At 69.9% G+C, this 13,136-nt stretch carries 9 protein-coding genes and 3 pseudogenes; 10 read left to right on the top strand and 2 right to left on the bottom strand.

Annotated elements, in window-relative coordinates; all coding sequences use genetic code 11:
- Positions 1-37 precede the first annotated feature (37 nt).
- Positions 38-1,033, bottom strand: coding sequence for a magnesium/cobalt transporter CorA (corA, locus tag ACGFSA_RS06820; RefSeq protein WP_393300647.1), 996 nt, complete (start codon positions 1,031-1,033; stop codon positions 38-40).
- 59 nt (positions 1,034-1,092) lie between these two features.
- Between corA and ACGFSA_RS06815 the strand changes: the two genes are divergently transcribed.
- The 5 genes from ACGFSA_RS06815 to ACGFSA_RS06795 all read left to right on the top strand — a co-directional run bounded on the left by ACGFSA_RS06815 (position 1,093) and on the right by ACGFSA_RS06795 (position 7,988).
- Positions 1,093-1,803, top strand: coding sequence for a histidine phosphatase family protein (locus ACGFSA_RS06815; protein ID WP_393300644.1), 711 nt, complete (start codon positions 1,093-1,095; stop codon positions 1,801-1,803).
- A 106-nt stretch (positions 1,804-1,909) separates the two neighbouring features.
- Positions 1,910-2,500 (top strand): DUF3090 domain-containing protein, encoded by a 591-nt coding sequence (locus tag ACGFSA_RS06810; protein ID WP_030918365.1) that lies wholly within the window; start codon positions 1,910-1,912, stop codon positions 2,498-2,500.
- Positions 2,464-3,309 carry an SCO1664 family protein gene (locus tag ACGFSA_RS06805; protein WP_393300641.1) on the top strand — a complete coding sequence of 282 codons (846 nt, stop codon included), beginning with the start codon at positions 2,464-2,466 and terminating at the stop codon, positions 3,307-3,309. Before ACGFSA_RS06810 ends, ACGFSA_RS06805 begins: the two co-directional genes overlap by 37 nt.
- A 299-nt stretch (positions 3,310-3,608) precedes the next feature.
- Positions 3,609-4,838 carry a cysteine--1-D-myo-inosityl 2-amino-2-deoxy-alpha-D-glucopyranoside ligase gene (gene mshC / locus ACGFSA_RS06800; RefSeq protein WP_393300638.1) on the top strand — a complete coding sequence of 410 codons (1,230 nt, stop codon included), beginning with the start codon at positions 3,609-3,611 and terminating at the stop codon, positions 4,836-4,838.
- Between the two features lie 105 nt (positions 4,839-4,943).
- Positions 4,944-7,988, top strand: a complete 3,045-nt coding sequence (locus ACGFSA_RS06795) for an NPCBM/NEW2 domain-containing protein (protein ID WP_393300635.1) — start codon at positions 4,944-4,946, stop codon at positions 7,986-7,988.
- Positions 7,989-8,046: 58 nt separating this feature from the next.
- Here the strand turns inward: ACGFSA_RS06795 and ACGFSA_RS06790 are convergent, their stop codons facing one another.
- Entirely contained in the window at positions 8,047-9,096 is a 1,050-nt protein-coding gene (locus ACGFSA_RS06790) for a PAC2 family protein (protein WP_393300632.1), read from the bottom strand.
- 419 nt (positions 9,097-9,515) lie between these two features.
- Between ACGFSA_RS06790 and ACGFSA_RS06785 the strand changes: the two genes are divergently transcribed.
- From ACGFSA_RS06785 to ACGFSA_RS06765, 5 genes and pseudogenes are all read left to right on the top strand, one after another.
- Positions 9,516-10,859 carry an L-fuconate dehydratase gene (locus ACGFSA_RS06785; RefSeq protein WP_393300629.1) on the top strand — a complete coding sequence of 448 codons (1,344 nt, stop codon included), beginning with the start codon at positions 9,516-9,518 and terminating at the stop codon, positions 10,857-10,859.
- Positions 10,859-10,999, top strand: a pseudogene (locus ACGFSA_RS06780) (SDR family NAD(P)-dependent oxidoreductase); the annotation flags it as partial. The gene ACGFSA_RS06785 and the pseudogene ACGFSA_RS06780, both read left to right, overlap by 1 nt.
- Before the next feature lie 166 nt (positions 11,000-11,165).
- A pseudogene (locus ACGFSA_RS06775) lies at positions 11,166-11,639 on the top strand (SDR family NAD(P)-dependent oxidoreductase); the annotation flags it as partial.
- Positions 11,588-12,079 (top strand): annotated as a pseudogene (locus ACGFSA_RS06770) (ATP-binding cassette domain-containing protein); the annotation flags it as partial. The pseudogenes ACGFSA_RS06775 and ACGFSA_RS06770, both read left to right, overlap by 52 nt.
- Positions 12,076-13,128 (top strand): ABC transporter permease, encoded by a 1,053-nt coding sequence (locus tag ACGFSA_RS06765; RefSeq protein WP_393300626.1) that lies wholly within the window; start codon positions 12,076-12,078, stop codon positions 13,126-13,128. The pseudogene ACGFSA_RS06770 and the gene ACGFSA_RS06765, both read left to right, overlap by 4 nt.
- The last annotated feature ends 8 nt before the right edge of the window (positions 13,129-13,136 follow it).

Here is a 13,136-nt window from a genome sequence, read left to right as displayed (position 1 = left end):
CAGGCTCTGAGCCGCACCTTCGGCGGGCAGCCTGTCGTCAGAGCCAGCCGTTGCGCTTGAACAGGCGGTACAGGCCGAGGACCGCGCAGCCCATCAGCCCGATCACCGTCGGGTAGGTCCACACCCAGCGCAGCTCCGGCATGTGGTCGAAGTTCATGCCGTAGATCCCCGCCACCATCGTCGGTACGGCCGCCATGGCCGCCCACGCCGAGATCTTCCGCATGTCGTCGTTCTGCCGCAGCCCCGTCTGCGCCAGATGTGCGGCGAGGATGTCGGAGAGCAGCCGGTCCAGCCCCTCCACGTGCTCGTTGGCGCGCGTCAGATGGTCGCTCACGTCCCGGAAGAACGGCTGCGAGTGCTCGTCGACGAACGGCACAGTGGCGCCTGCCAGCCGGGCCATGGGCGCGTTCAGGGGGCCGCTGGCCCGGCGGAACTCCAGCACCTGCCGCTTGAAGGTGTAGATGCGCGACGCGGTGTTCTTGGTGTCCATGGTGCTGCTCGGTGCGAACACCTCGGTCTCCAGTTCCTCCAGGTCGACCTGGAGTTCCCCGGCCACATCGATGTAGTGGTCGACGACGGCGTCGCTGACCGCGTACAGGACCGAGGTGGGGCCGTGCTTGAGCACCTCGGGATCCGCCTCCAGCCGACGGCGTACCTCGGCGAGCGGCGCGCCCTCCCCGTGCCGGACCGTCACGACGAACGAGTCGCCTATGAAGATCATCAGCTCGTCGGTGGTGACGGTGTCGTCCTCGTGTTCGTACACCACCGGCTTGATGACCACGAAGAGGGAGTCGTCGTACACCTCCAGCTTCGGCCGCTGGTGCGCGCTCAGCGCGTCCTCCACGGCCAGTGGATGCAGCCCGAACTCGCTGTTGACGAGGTCGAACTCCTTCTCCGTGGGCTCGTGCAGCCCGATCCACAGAAACGCGTCGCCGGTGGCCCGTGCCTCGTCGAGGGCATCGGAGAAGTCGGCAGGTCCGTCGGTACGACGCCCATCCCGATAAATCGCGCAATCCACAATCACGGCGCGCATTCTTCCCTGCTCCGGTCCCCGACGCATCTCCTGAGGGACATCGGCCTACGCTGGCCCGTATGCCCACCCTGATCCTCGTACGCCACGGACGCTCCACCGCCAACACGGCCGGGGTGCTCGCCGGCCGGACCCCCGGTGTCGCGCTCGACGAGCGCGGCGTCGCGCAGGCCGCCGCGCTCGTCGAGCGGCTCGCCTCCCTGCCCCTCGCCGCCGCAGTCAGCAGCCCGCTGCAGCGCTGCCGGGAGACTCTGCAGCCGCTGCTCGACGCCCGGCCGGGGCTGCCGCTGCACACCGAGGAGCGGATCAGCGAATGCGACTACGGCGACTGGGCGGGGCGCAAACTCGCGGAACTCACCGACGAGCCCCTGATGTCCGTCGTGCAGCAGCACCCCTCGGCCGTGGCCTTTCCCGGCGGTGAGTCGATGCGGGCGATGCAGGCGCGCGCCGTCGAGGCCGTACGGGAGTGGAACGCCCGGATCGAGGCCGAGCACGGTGACGGCGCGGTGTACGTGATGTGCTCGCACGGCGACATCATCAAGTCCGTCGTCGCCGACGCGCTCGGGATGCATCTCGACCTCTTCCAGCGGATCCAGGCCGAACCCTGCTCGGTCACCGCGATCCGCTACACGCGGCTGCGGCCCTTCCTGCTGCGGCTCGGCGACACCGGGGACTTCGCGTCGCTGGAGCCGCGCCAGGAGAGCGCCGGCGCACCCACGGATACGGAAGCAGGTACGGATGCCGTGGTCGGCGGCGGCGCTGGGGCGCCGTGATCGCTCCGCGCAGTAGGGTGGACGCGCCCTGGGCGCCCTTCCTTCCGGGACTCTCCCGGAACCCGGCCGCCCCTCATTTACCGTCAATTCTCAAGGGAGACAGGACGTGTCCCGTCAGGTGTTCCTCTACGACCCCCCGGACCGTTTCGTGGCCGGTACGGTCGGGCTGCCTGGACGCCGTACGTTCTTCCTGCAGGCTTCCTCAGGCGGACGTGTCACCAGCGTGGCCCTGGAGAAGACCCAGGTCGCCGCGCTTGCCGAGCGGATCGACGAACTCCTCGACGAGGTCGTGCGGAGGACCGGCGGGAACTCGCCGGTGCCCGCGGTGGCCCCGATGGACGTCACCGACACCGCTCCGCTCGACGTGCCCGTCGAGGAGGAGTTCCGGGTCGGGACGATGGCTCTCGCCTGGGACGGCGAGGAACAGCGCATGATCGTCGAGGCGCAGGCCCTGGTCGAGCTGGACGCGGACTCCGACGACGATCTCGCGGAGGCCGAGGAACGGATGCTGCAGGACGAGGAGAACGGTCCGCCGATGCTCCGGGTCCGGCTCAGCGGCGCGCAGGCGCGCGCGTTCGCCAAGCGCGCCCTGGACGTCGTGAACGCCGGCCGTCCGCCGTGCCCGCTGTGCAGCCTGCCGCTCGACCCGGAAGGACACGTATGCCCGCGCCAGAACGGATACCGACGGGGAGCCTGACGGACACCCGGCTGATCACCCTGCTCACCGAGGGACAGCTCTCCGTCCGCGGTCAGATCCGTGACGCGTCCAATGCGGTGCTCTACTGCACGGTCGCGTACGAGGGCGAGGAGCGCACCTGCGTATACAAGCCCGTCGCCGGGGAACAGCCGCTGTGGGACTTCCCCGATGGCACGCTCGCCGGGCGCGAGGTCGCCGCGTACGAGATCTCCGAGGTGACGGGATGGGGGCTGGTGCCGCCGACCGTGCTGCGGGACGGGCCGTACGGGGAGGGGATGTGCCAGCTGTGGATCGAGGCGCCCTCGGAGGCATCCGCGGACGGTGAGCCTCCGCTGCTGGCGCTCGTCGAGGACGAGGAGCCGGGGGACGGGTGGAAGGCCGTCGCCCAGGCCGAGGTGGGCGAGGGGAGGACGGCTCTGCTGGTGCACGCGGACGATCCGCGGCTGCGGCGGCTGGCGGTCCTCGACGCGGTGATCAACAACGCCGACCGGAAGGGCGGGCACCTGCTGCCGGCGCCGGACGGCCGGCTGTACGGCATCGATCACGGAGTGACGTTCAATGCGGACGACAAGCTGCGGACGCTGCTGTGGGGTTGGGCGGGGGAACCGCTGACGGCCGAGGCCGTCGATGTGCTGGACCGGCTGGCGGAAGAGCTGGCCCCGGGGACGGCGCTGGTCACCCGGCTGGCGGAGCTGATCACTGCGGCGGAGATCGATGCGTTGCGGGGGCGGGTGGAGGCGCTGCGGGTGACGGGGCGGCACCCGGGGCCGAGTGGCGGGTGGCCCGCGATCCCCTGGCCACCGGTGTGACGGGCCGGGAGCCGTTTCCCCTGCCCGTTCCTCCCGGGACCAGGAGACGCCGCCTCTGAACCGCCGCTCCTCAAGCACCGGAGGGGGGCTGGCTTTCGGGGCCGTTACGCCTCCGGAGGGGGCCTGTGGGCCTCGCACAGCCCGTCCGGCGGCGGAGGGACCGCGGGCCGGGGCAGGGCCACGGTTTCGGGAAGCGGCGGGGTGGGGGAGCGGGTACCGCGGAAGCGCAAGACGGCCTCTCCGGCCAGGATCCCGTATCCGGTTCGTATCCGGAAGCAACGTCCGGTTACGCTCATGACATGCATGCCTGGCCCGCTTCTGAGGTCCCCGCCCTGCCTGGCAAGGGCCGCGACCTTCGGATCCACGACACCGCGACCGGCGGACGGATCACCCTTGACCCCGGTCCCGTCGCCCGCATCTACGTCTGCGGCATCACGCCGTACGACGCGACCCACATGGGTCATGCGGCGACCTACAACGCGTTCGACCTCGTTCAGCGCGTGTGGCTCGACACCAAGCGGCAGGTTCACTATGTCCAGAATGTGACCGACGTGGACGATCCGCTGCTGGAGCGGGCCGTGCGCGACGGTCAGGACTGGACCGAGCTCGCCGAGCGCGAGACGGCCCTGTTCCGCGAGGACATGACCGCCCTGCGCATGCTTCCGCCGAAGCACTACATCGGCGCGGTGGAGGCGATACCCGGCATCGTCCCGCTCGTCGAACGGCTCCGGGACGCCGGTGCCGCCTACGAGCTCGACGGGGACGTGTACTTCTCCGTCGAGACCGACCCGCACTTCGGCGAGGTGTCCAACCTGGACGCCGAGGCGATGCGGCTGCTCTCCGCAGAGCGCGGGGGCGACCCGGAGCGTCCGGGGAAGAAGAACCCGCTCGACCCGATGCTCTGGATGGCCGCCCGCGAGGGTGAGCCGAGCTGGGACGGTGCCTCGCTCGGTGCCGGCCGGCCCGGCTGGCACATCGAGTGCGTGGCCATCGCCCTGGACCACCTCGGCATGGGCTTCGACGTCCAGGGAGGCGGGTCCGACCTCGCCTTCCCGCACCACGAGATGGGCGCCTCGCATGCCCAGGTGCTGACCGGCGAGCATCCGTTCGCCCAGGCGTACGTGCACGCCGGCATGGTCGCTCTGGACGGCGAGAAGATGTCCAAGTCCCGGGGCAACCTGGTCTTCGTGTCGACGCTGCGCCGCGACGGCGTGGATCCGGCCGCGATCAGGCTGGCGCTGCTCTCGCACCACTACCGGTCGGACTGGGAGTGGACCGACCAGGTGCTCGCCGACGCCGTCGAGCGGCTCGCACGGTGGCGTTCCGCCGTCTCCCGGCCCGACGGACTGTCCGCCGACGCCCTCGTCGAAGAGGTCCGTGAGGCCCTCGCCGACGACCTGGACGCACCGGCCGCGCTGGCCGCCGTGGACCGCTGGGCCGAGCGCCAGAACGCCGAGGGCGGTACGGACGAGGGTGCACCGGGCCTCGTCTCGCGCACCGTCGACGCGCTGCTGGGCGTCGCGCTGTAACAACCCGTCTCCGCCTGTCGGCCGGCCTCGGACTTCTCCACGAAGTTCGGGGCCGGTCCTGTTTTGTCCATGGTCAAATGCTCGCGGTTGCGCTAAAAGCTCTCTATGCAATCATCAACGCGCATCAGAATGGTGGCAGTTGCAGCGCTGCTGGGACTGGCCGCCGTGTTTGCGGGACCCGGCAGCGCACAGGCCGAACCTGCCGCGCCCGAGGCCACGACGGTCGGTGATCTGAGCGGTTTCTCCGCCGACGGGTCCGTCTACCACCTCAGAGCCGGCTCCGCCGAGGCCCGGGTCAGCTTCGTCACCGACGAGACCTTCCGTATCGAACTCGCCCCGGACGGTACGTTCTCCGACCCGGCCGGCGACGACATCGTCCTGCCGCAGGGCGCCCCGCCGCACACCCGGTGGAAGGAGAAGAGCGACCGATACGAGCTGTCCACCGACAGCGTCACGCTGCGCGCCTACAAGTCGCCGCTGCGCTTCGAGCTCCACCGGGCCGACGGCAGCCTCGTCTGGTCCGAGGCCAAGGGGCTGAGCTGGGACGGGAAGCGCACCACCCAGACGCTGGACCGCGGCGCCGACGAGCAGTTCTACGGCGCCGGCATGCAGAACGGGCGTGGCAACACCTCGCACCGCGACAAGACCGTCGAGGTCGGCGTCGACTACAACTGGAACGACGGCGGTCACCCCAACTCCGTGCCGTTCTACCTCTCCTCCGCCGGGTACGGCGTCTTCCGCAACACCTACGCGCCCAACACCTACGCGTTCACCGACCCGGTGACCACCAGCGCCAAGGAACAGCGTTTCGACGCCTACTACTTCGCCGGCGACGACGCCAAGGACGTCATCGGGCAGTACACGAAGCTCACCGGCAAGCCCTTCTTGCCACCCGTGTACGGGATGGAGATCGGCGACTCCGACTGCTACCTGCACAATGCCAACCGCGGTGAGCGCCACACCCTGGATGCCCTGAAGGTCGCCGACGGTTACGTCGAGCACGACATGCCGAACGGCTGGATGCTCGTCAACGACGGCTACGGCTGCGGCCACGAGGACCTCGCCGAGACCACCAAGGGTCTCCAGGACCGCGGCATGCAGCTCGGCCTGTGGACCGAGGACGGCATCGACAAGATCGCCGACCAGGTCAAGGCGGGCCAGCGGGTCGCCAAGTTGGACGTCGCCTGGGTCGGCGCGGGCTACAAGTTCGCGCTGGACGGCTGCAAGGACGCGTACAAGGGCATCGAGAACAACAGCGACGCCCGCGGCTTCACCTACGCCCCGGAGAGCTGGGCGGGCGCGCAGCGCTGCGGCGTCCAGTGGTCCGGTGACCAGTCCGGCACCTGGGACTACATCCGCTGGCAGATCCCGACCTACGCGGGTGCCACGATGTCCGGACTCGCCTACACGACGGGCGACGTCGACGGCATCTTCGGCGGCAGCGCCAAGACGTACACCCGTGATCTCCAGTGGAAGATGTTCCTGGGCACCACGATGACGATGGACGGCTGGGCGGCCAGCGACAAGCAGCCCTTCCGTTACGGCGAGCCCTACACCTCCATCAACCGCGACTACCTCAAGCTCAAGGAGTCGCTGCTGCCGTACCAGTACTCGTACGCGCACGAGGCGACCAAGACCGGCGTCGGCATGGTCCGCCCGCTCGTCCTCGAATACCCGGACGACCCGAAGGCCGCGACGGACGCGGCGAAGTACGAGTTCATGTCCGGCGAGGACTTCCTGGTCGCACCCGTCTACCAGGACAGCACCCACCGCGACGGGATCTATCTGCCGAAGGGCACCTGGATCGACTACTGGAGCGGCCGTACCTACCAGGGGCCCACCACCGTCGACAACTACAGCGCCCCGCTCGACACCCTGCCGCTCTTCGTGAAGGCCGGAGCCAGTGTGCCGATGTGGCCGGGCATCCGCTCGTACCAGGACCGGACCGCCGACTCCTCGCTGGCCTGGGACATCTACCCGCAGGGCAAGTCGTCCTTCACGCTGTACGAGGACGACGGTGTCACCCGGCAGCACCGCGACGGCAGGTACGCCACCCAGCGGGCGGACGTCGACGCACCCGTCCGGGGCGCGGGCGACATCACTGTGAACATCGTTGAGAGCAAGGGGGACTTCACCGGAAAGCAGAGCAGGCGGCCGTACGAGTTCAGCGTGCACACCGGGTCCGCGCCGAGCGCGGTGAAGCTCGATGGCAAGCTGCCCCGGCTGGGTTCCGCGGCCGCGTACAAGACCGCAAAGCAGGGCTGGTGGTACGACCGGGACGACCGCGGCGGAGTGGTGAAGATCAAGACCGCACCGCTTTCCACCGGCAAGAAGTTCAGCGTGAAGCTGGAGGACACCAGCGCCGTCGGCGGGAAGAACGCGGCCGCCACGGCCGTCGTCTCCGCGCCGGACGGGCAGGAGGTCGGGGCGGGCGTCGCGGGCACGGTGGCCGTCGATGTCACCGCGGGCAGCGCCGATGTGACGGACGCCGCGGTCAGCCTGGACGTCCCCGAGGGCTGGCAGGTCACCCCGGCGAACACCGTGGACCGGATCCCGGCGGGCACCACCCGGCGGGTCGAGGTGGCGGTCACGCCGGCGAAGGACGCCACGGGCGAGGCCCGGATCACCGCGCTCGCCCGTTACCGGGCGGCGGGCGAATCCCGTACCAGCGTCCAGCGGTTCGCGGCCGCGGTGATGCCCGAGCCGCCGACCTCCGACACCTGGGCGAGCGACATGGTGTGGCTCAAGTCGACCAACGGCTACGGGCCGGCCGAACGCGACCGCAGCAACGGCGAGTCGGGCGCGACCGACGGACACACCCTCACCCTCGCCGGGAAGGTCTACGCGAAGGGGATCGGCACCCACGCCGACTCCGACATCGAGGTCTATCTCGGCGGACGCTGCACCACGTTCACCGCGGACGCCGGGATCGACGACGAGATCAACGGCTACGGCGAAGTGGCGTTCTCCGTCGAGGCGGACGGCAAGGTGCTGTGGACCTCGCCGAAGGTGACCGGGGCATCGGCCACCGTGCCGGTAGATGTCGACGTCACCGGTGCGCGCCATGTGCATCTGAAGGTCACCGACACCAACGGATCCAAGACCGGTGACCACGGGGACTGGGCCGCGGCGCGCTTCAGCTGCTCCTGAGAAGCCGGCTGGGCAGTGGTGCGCCGGGCGGGGCGAGTGCCCGCCCGGCGCACCGCCGTCAGTCCTCCGATGAACCCTCGGAGTCGTTGTCGTCGTCGGAGGGTTGCTCCTGAGTGGGCTCACCAGAGGTTCCCGGCGGTGTCCCCGTCTCCGGCCGCGACGGCTTCGGCGGCCTGGTGCGGCCGCTCGACGGGTCGCGCAGATACGAGGCGTCGCCGCCCTCCGTCGCATGCCCGCCCGGCGCCTGACCCGGTCCGGAGCCCGGGCCGATGTCCCGGCGCCGCAGATACCGCTCGAACTCCCGGGCGATGGCTTCGCCCGTCGCCTCGGGAAGCTCCGCGGTGTCCCGGGCCTCCTCCAGCGTCTGTACGTACTCCGCCACTTCGCTGTCCTCGGCGGCCAGTTGATCGACCCCGAGCTGCCAGGCCCGCGCGTCCTCGGGCAGTTCGCCCAGCGGGATGCGCAGTCCGAGCAGGTCCTCCAGGCGGTTCAGCAGCGCCATGGTGGCCTTCGGGTTGGGCGGCTGCGACACATAGTGCGGCACGGCCGCCCAGAGGCTCACCGCAGGCACACCCGCATGCGTGCACGCCTCCTGAAGGATGCCGACGATGCCCGTCGGTCCCTCGTACCGGGTCTCCTCCAGATCCAGAGTCCGTGCCAGATCCGGGTCGGAGGTGACTCCGCTGACCGGCACCGGGCGGGTGTGCGGGGTGTCGCCGAGCAGCGCGCCCAGCACCACCACCATCTCGACGCCCAGCTCATGAGCGAAGCCCAGGATCTCGTTGCAGAACGAGCGCCAGCGCATCGACGGCTCGATACCGCGGACCAGGACGAGATCGCGGGGCTTGTCCCCGCCGATACGGACCACGGAGAGCCGCGTGGTGGGCCAGGTGATCTTGCGTACCCCGCCGTCCAGCCAGACCGTCGGCCGGTTGACCTGGAAGTCGTAGTAGTCCTCGGCGTCGAGCGCCGCGAACACCTCGCCCTTCCACTCCCGGTCCAGGTGCGCGACCGCTGTGGAGGCGGCGTCACCTGCGTCGTTCCACCCCTCGAACGCGGCCACCATGACCGGGTCGATCAGCTCGGGAACCCCCGCGAGCTCGATCACCCAGGCCTCCTTCCGAAGTTCCCTTGCGTACGAACCAACCTTACGGCCTCCCCCGCGGTAGGGAGTGGGCTCCCGACGCCCGGCGGCTTCACTTGCGGCGTTGTCGTCAGTCACCGACGCTCCGCGTCGACTCCCTCCTCCGCCTTGCCATCGAAGCCGCACGACGCCGCTCGCTGATCCACTCCCTGTCGTGGGGGAGGCCGTTGCGGCGTCGGGGCGCCATCGCCGCAGCCCCTGTCCATGGCCGGGTGAACCTGGCCCCAGGGGGTGCATCACCGGCCCAACCAGGGCACCGGCCTCCGAATTCATCCGAGCTGTGTCCGGTCAATTTCGCCTCAACTCTGGACGCTGGCGCATTCGTGGCGCTATACATCGGATGACCAGAACAGAGGTCCGATGTTATTCCCCTGGGGGCGCACATGAGTCAGACCGTCACGGACTTCGAGGTCCACGACATCCGTTTCCCGACCTCGGAGCAACTGGACGGCTCGGACGCCATGAACCCCGATCCCGACTACTCCGCCGCCTATGTCGTACTGCGTACGGATGCCCCGGACGGCTCGGACGACGACGGAGCCGGTATCGAGGGTCATGGCTTCTGCTTCACCATCGGGCGCGGCAACGAGGTGATGGCCGCCGCGATCGACGCGCTGCGCCCGTACGTGGCCGGCCGCCCGGCGCCCCGTACCGCCGCCGATCTCGGCGCGCTGTACCGCGAGCTCACCCATGACTCGCAACTGCGCTGGCTCGGCCCGGAGAAGGGCGTGATGCACATGGCGGCGGGCGCGGTCGTCAACGCCGCATGGGACCTGGCCGCGAAGCAGGCGGGCAGACCCGTCTGGCAGTTCCTCGCCGAAATGACTCCGGAGGAGCTCGTCTCCCTCGTCGATTTCCGCTATCTCACCGATGTCCTCACCCCGGACGAGGCCCTCGAGATCCTCCGGACGGCCGAACCGGGCCGCGCCGGGCGAACCGAACGGCTGCGTGCCGAGGGCTACCCCGCGTACACCACGTCGCCCGGCTGGCTCGGCTACGCCGACGACAAGCTGGTCAGACTGGCGAAGGAGGCCGTCGCGGACGGCTTCACCCAGATCAAGCTGAAGGTCGGCGGAGACCTCGGCGACGACGTCCGCCGACTCTCCCTGGCCCGCGAGGCCGTCGGACCGGACATCAGGATCGCCGTCGACGCCAACCAGCGGTGGGACGTCGCCGACGCGGTGGAGTGGCTGACCGCGCTCGCGCCGTTCGACCCGCACTGGATCGAGGAGCCGACCAGCCCCGACGACATCCTCGGGCACGCCGCAGTCCGGGCCGGGCAGCCGGTCAAGGTCGCCACCGGTGAACACGTCGCCAACCGCGTCGTGTTCAAGCAGCTGCTCCAGGCCGGCGCCGTCGACTTCGTCCAGATCGACGCGGCGCGCGTCGCGGGCGTCAACGAGAACCTGGCGATCCTGCTGCTCGCCGCCAAGTTCGGCGTACCGGTCTGCCCGCACGCGGGCGGCGTCGGACTGTGCGAGCTGGTGCAGCATCTGTCGATGTTCGACTACGTGGCGGTCTCCGGCAGCTGGGAGAACCGCGTGATCGAGTACGTCGACCACCTCCACGAACACTTCGCCGACCCCACCGTGATCGAAGGGGGCCGCTACGTCGCCCCGAGCTCCCCGGGCTTCTCCGCCCGGATGCTCCCCGACTCGATCGCCGCACACCGTTACCCGGAGGGCCCCGTATGGCAGGCCCGCCGCACGCCCGAGGAGGCCAACTGATGGCCGGCGCAAGCGACTTCGAGGGGATGTCCGCCCTGGTGACGGGCGGTGCCTCCGGTATCGGGGCCGCCGTCGCGACGCTGCTGCTGGAACGCGGCGCGCGCGTGGCCGTGCTCGACCGGGAGACCGCGGGCGCCCCTGAGAGCCTGTCGGGTGACCTTCGATCGGAAAGCGGACGCGGTCTGGTGCGTGCGATTCCAAGGCGCTGGAAGGTCCTCGTAGCGGAGCTACTAGGGCATTTCGGCAACGCGGGAAGCGTGCGTGCCAGGGCGTGGCCGCCCGATCAGAGGTCACCCGACAGGCTCTGAGGGCACCCTCGCCGTGAAGGCGGACGTCACCGAGGACGACGCCGTGCGCGAGGCGGTGGACCGGGCAGCCGCCGAACTCGGCTCGCTGCACACCGTCGTGTCCAACGCGGGCATCGGATCGATCGGCACCGTCGAGGACAACGCCGACGAGGAGTGGACCCGGGTCCTGGACATCAATGTCCTCGGCATGGTCCGCACCGCCCGGCACGCCCTGCCCCATCTGCGGCGTGCGGCGGCCGACCGGCCCGGCGCCGTCTCGATCACCCACACCTGTTCCATCGCGGCGACCGCCGGACTGCCGCAGCGCGCCCTGTACAGCGCCAGCAAGGGCGCGGTGCTCTCGCTGACCCTCGCCATGGCCGCCGATCACGTCCGCGAAGGTGTCCGCGTCAACTGCGTCAACCCCGGCACCGCGGACACCCCGAGGACCGGCACGACCAGGGCCTCGTCCTGGGACGCAGCGTCGCCGAGAACGCCACCCTCACCGTCACCGACCAGCTCGGCCCGTGGGGGACCGTACTGCCCTCCCGCACCAGGGAGTTCGCACGGTCGATGATCGAGTCGCTGGACATCAAGACACAGGGACCCGAACAGCCCGTCGCCGGGCTGTCGGGCGGCAACCAGCAGAAGGTGGTGGTCGCCCGCGCACTGGCCCGCAAGCCGAGCGTGCTGGTCGCGGTCCGGCCCACCGCGGGTGTGGACGTCAAATCCAAGGACTCGCTGCTCGGCGTCGTCCGGCGGGTCGCCGACGAGGGCAATGCCGCAGTCGTCGTCTCGGACGAGCTGGACGATCTGCGGGTCTGCGACCGGGTGCTCGCCCTGTTCCACGGGCGCGTGGTCGCAACGTTCGCAAGCGGGTGGACCGACGGGGAACTCGTCGCCGCCATGGAAGGTGTGGGGGAAAGGGAATGACCGGCACGATACGGCCGACGACGGCCGACGACGTCAACGGGGGACTGGGGGGCGGGTTCGGCGACGACAGCCCGCTGAGCCGACTCAAGTTGATCCGGTGGAGCGACTTCTCCCTGGTGCCGGTGATCCTGGTGCTGATGGTGATCGGCTTCATCGTCTCGCCGGTCTTCCTCACCTCCGACAACCTGATCAGCGTCGTCCAGCAGTCCTCCGAACTCAGCCTGCTGGTCCTCGGCCAGGCCCTGATCCTCATCTGCGGACGGATGGACCTCTCGCTGGAGTCGACGATCGGCATCGCGCCCGTCGTCGCCATGTGGCTGGTGCTGCCCACCGAGGGCGGCCGCTTCGCCGGCCTCGGCCTGCTGCCCACCTGGTCGGCGATCCCGCTCTGCCTGCTGGTGGGGCTCGCGATCGGCGCGATCAACGGCTTCCTGATGCTGAAGCTGCGGGTCAACGGCTTCATCGCCACCCTCGGCATGCTCACCATGCTGCGCGGACTCCACATCGGCATCACCGAGGGCAAGTCCATCACCGACGTCCCTGAGTCGTTCCGCTACCTCGGCAAGAGCGAGTGGCTCGGCGCACCGGCCGCGGTCTGGATCTGCCTGGTGCTCTTCGCGATGGGCGGCGCGGCGCTGGCCTGGCTGCGCCACGGGCGTTCGCTGTATGCGATCGGAGGCAACCCGGAAGCGGCGCGGGCAGCGGGCATCCGGGTCGACCGGGTCACCTGGATCGTGCTTGCCATCGGCGGTCTGCTGGCGGCCTTCGCGGGCATCCTCTACACCGGCCACTACGGGGCGGTCGCCGCGACGCAGGGCAACGGCTGGATCTTCCAGGTGTTCGCCGCGGCGGTCATCGGCGGCATCAGCCTCAAGGGCGGTCGTGGCACGCTGTTCGGTGCGCTGACCGGCGTACTGACGCTGCAGCTGGTGGTCAATGTGATGACCCTCGGCGGCGTCCCGGCGCTGTGGAACCAGTTCCTCAACGGCGCGATCATCATCGTCGCCCTGGTCATCTCGCGCTTCGCGAGCGGCGAGAAGCAGGACTGAACCGTGGT

It is taken from the genome of Streptomyces sp. NPDC048496 (assembly GCF_043200055.1).
Classification (GTDB): Bacteria; Actinomycetota; Actinomycetes; order Streptomycetales; family Streptomycetaceae; genus Streptomyces.
The sequence above is the reverse complement of the archived record's forward strand: the minus strand, read 5'-3'. Positions and strand labels throughout refer to the sequence as shown.

Coding starts and splice junctions, on each gene's coding strand:
- corA (WP_393300647.1), bottom strand. CDS start 1,033: ATGCGCGCCGTGATTGTGGATTGCGCGATTTATCGGGATGGGCGTCGT.
- ACGFSA_RS06815 (WP_393300644.1), top strand. CDS start 1,093: ATGCCCACCCTGATCCTCGTACGCCACGGACGCTCCACCGCCAACACG.
- ACGFSA_RS06805 (WP_393300641.1), top strand. CDS start 2,464: ATGCCCGCGCCAGAACGGATACCGACGGGGAGCCTGACGGACACCCGG.
- mshC (WP_393300638.1), top strand. CDS start 3,609: ATGCATGCCTGGCCCGCTTCTGAGGTCCCCGCCCTGCCTGGCAAGGGC.
- ACGFSA_RS06795 (WP_393300635.1), top strand. CDS start 4,944: ATGCAATCATCAACGCGCATCAGAATGGTGGCAGTTGCAGCGCTGCTG.
- ACGFSA_RS06785 (WP_393300629.1), top strand. CDS start 9,516: ATGAGTCAGACCGTCACGGACTTCGAGGTCCACGACATCCGTTTCCCG.
- ACGFSA_RS06765 (WP_393300626.1), top strand. CDS start 12,076: ATGACCGGCACGATACGGCCGACGACGGCCGACGACGTCAACGGGGGA.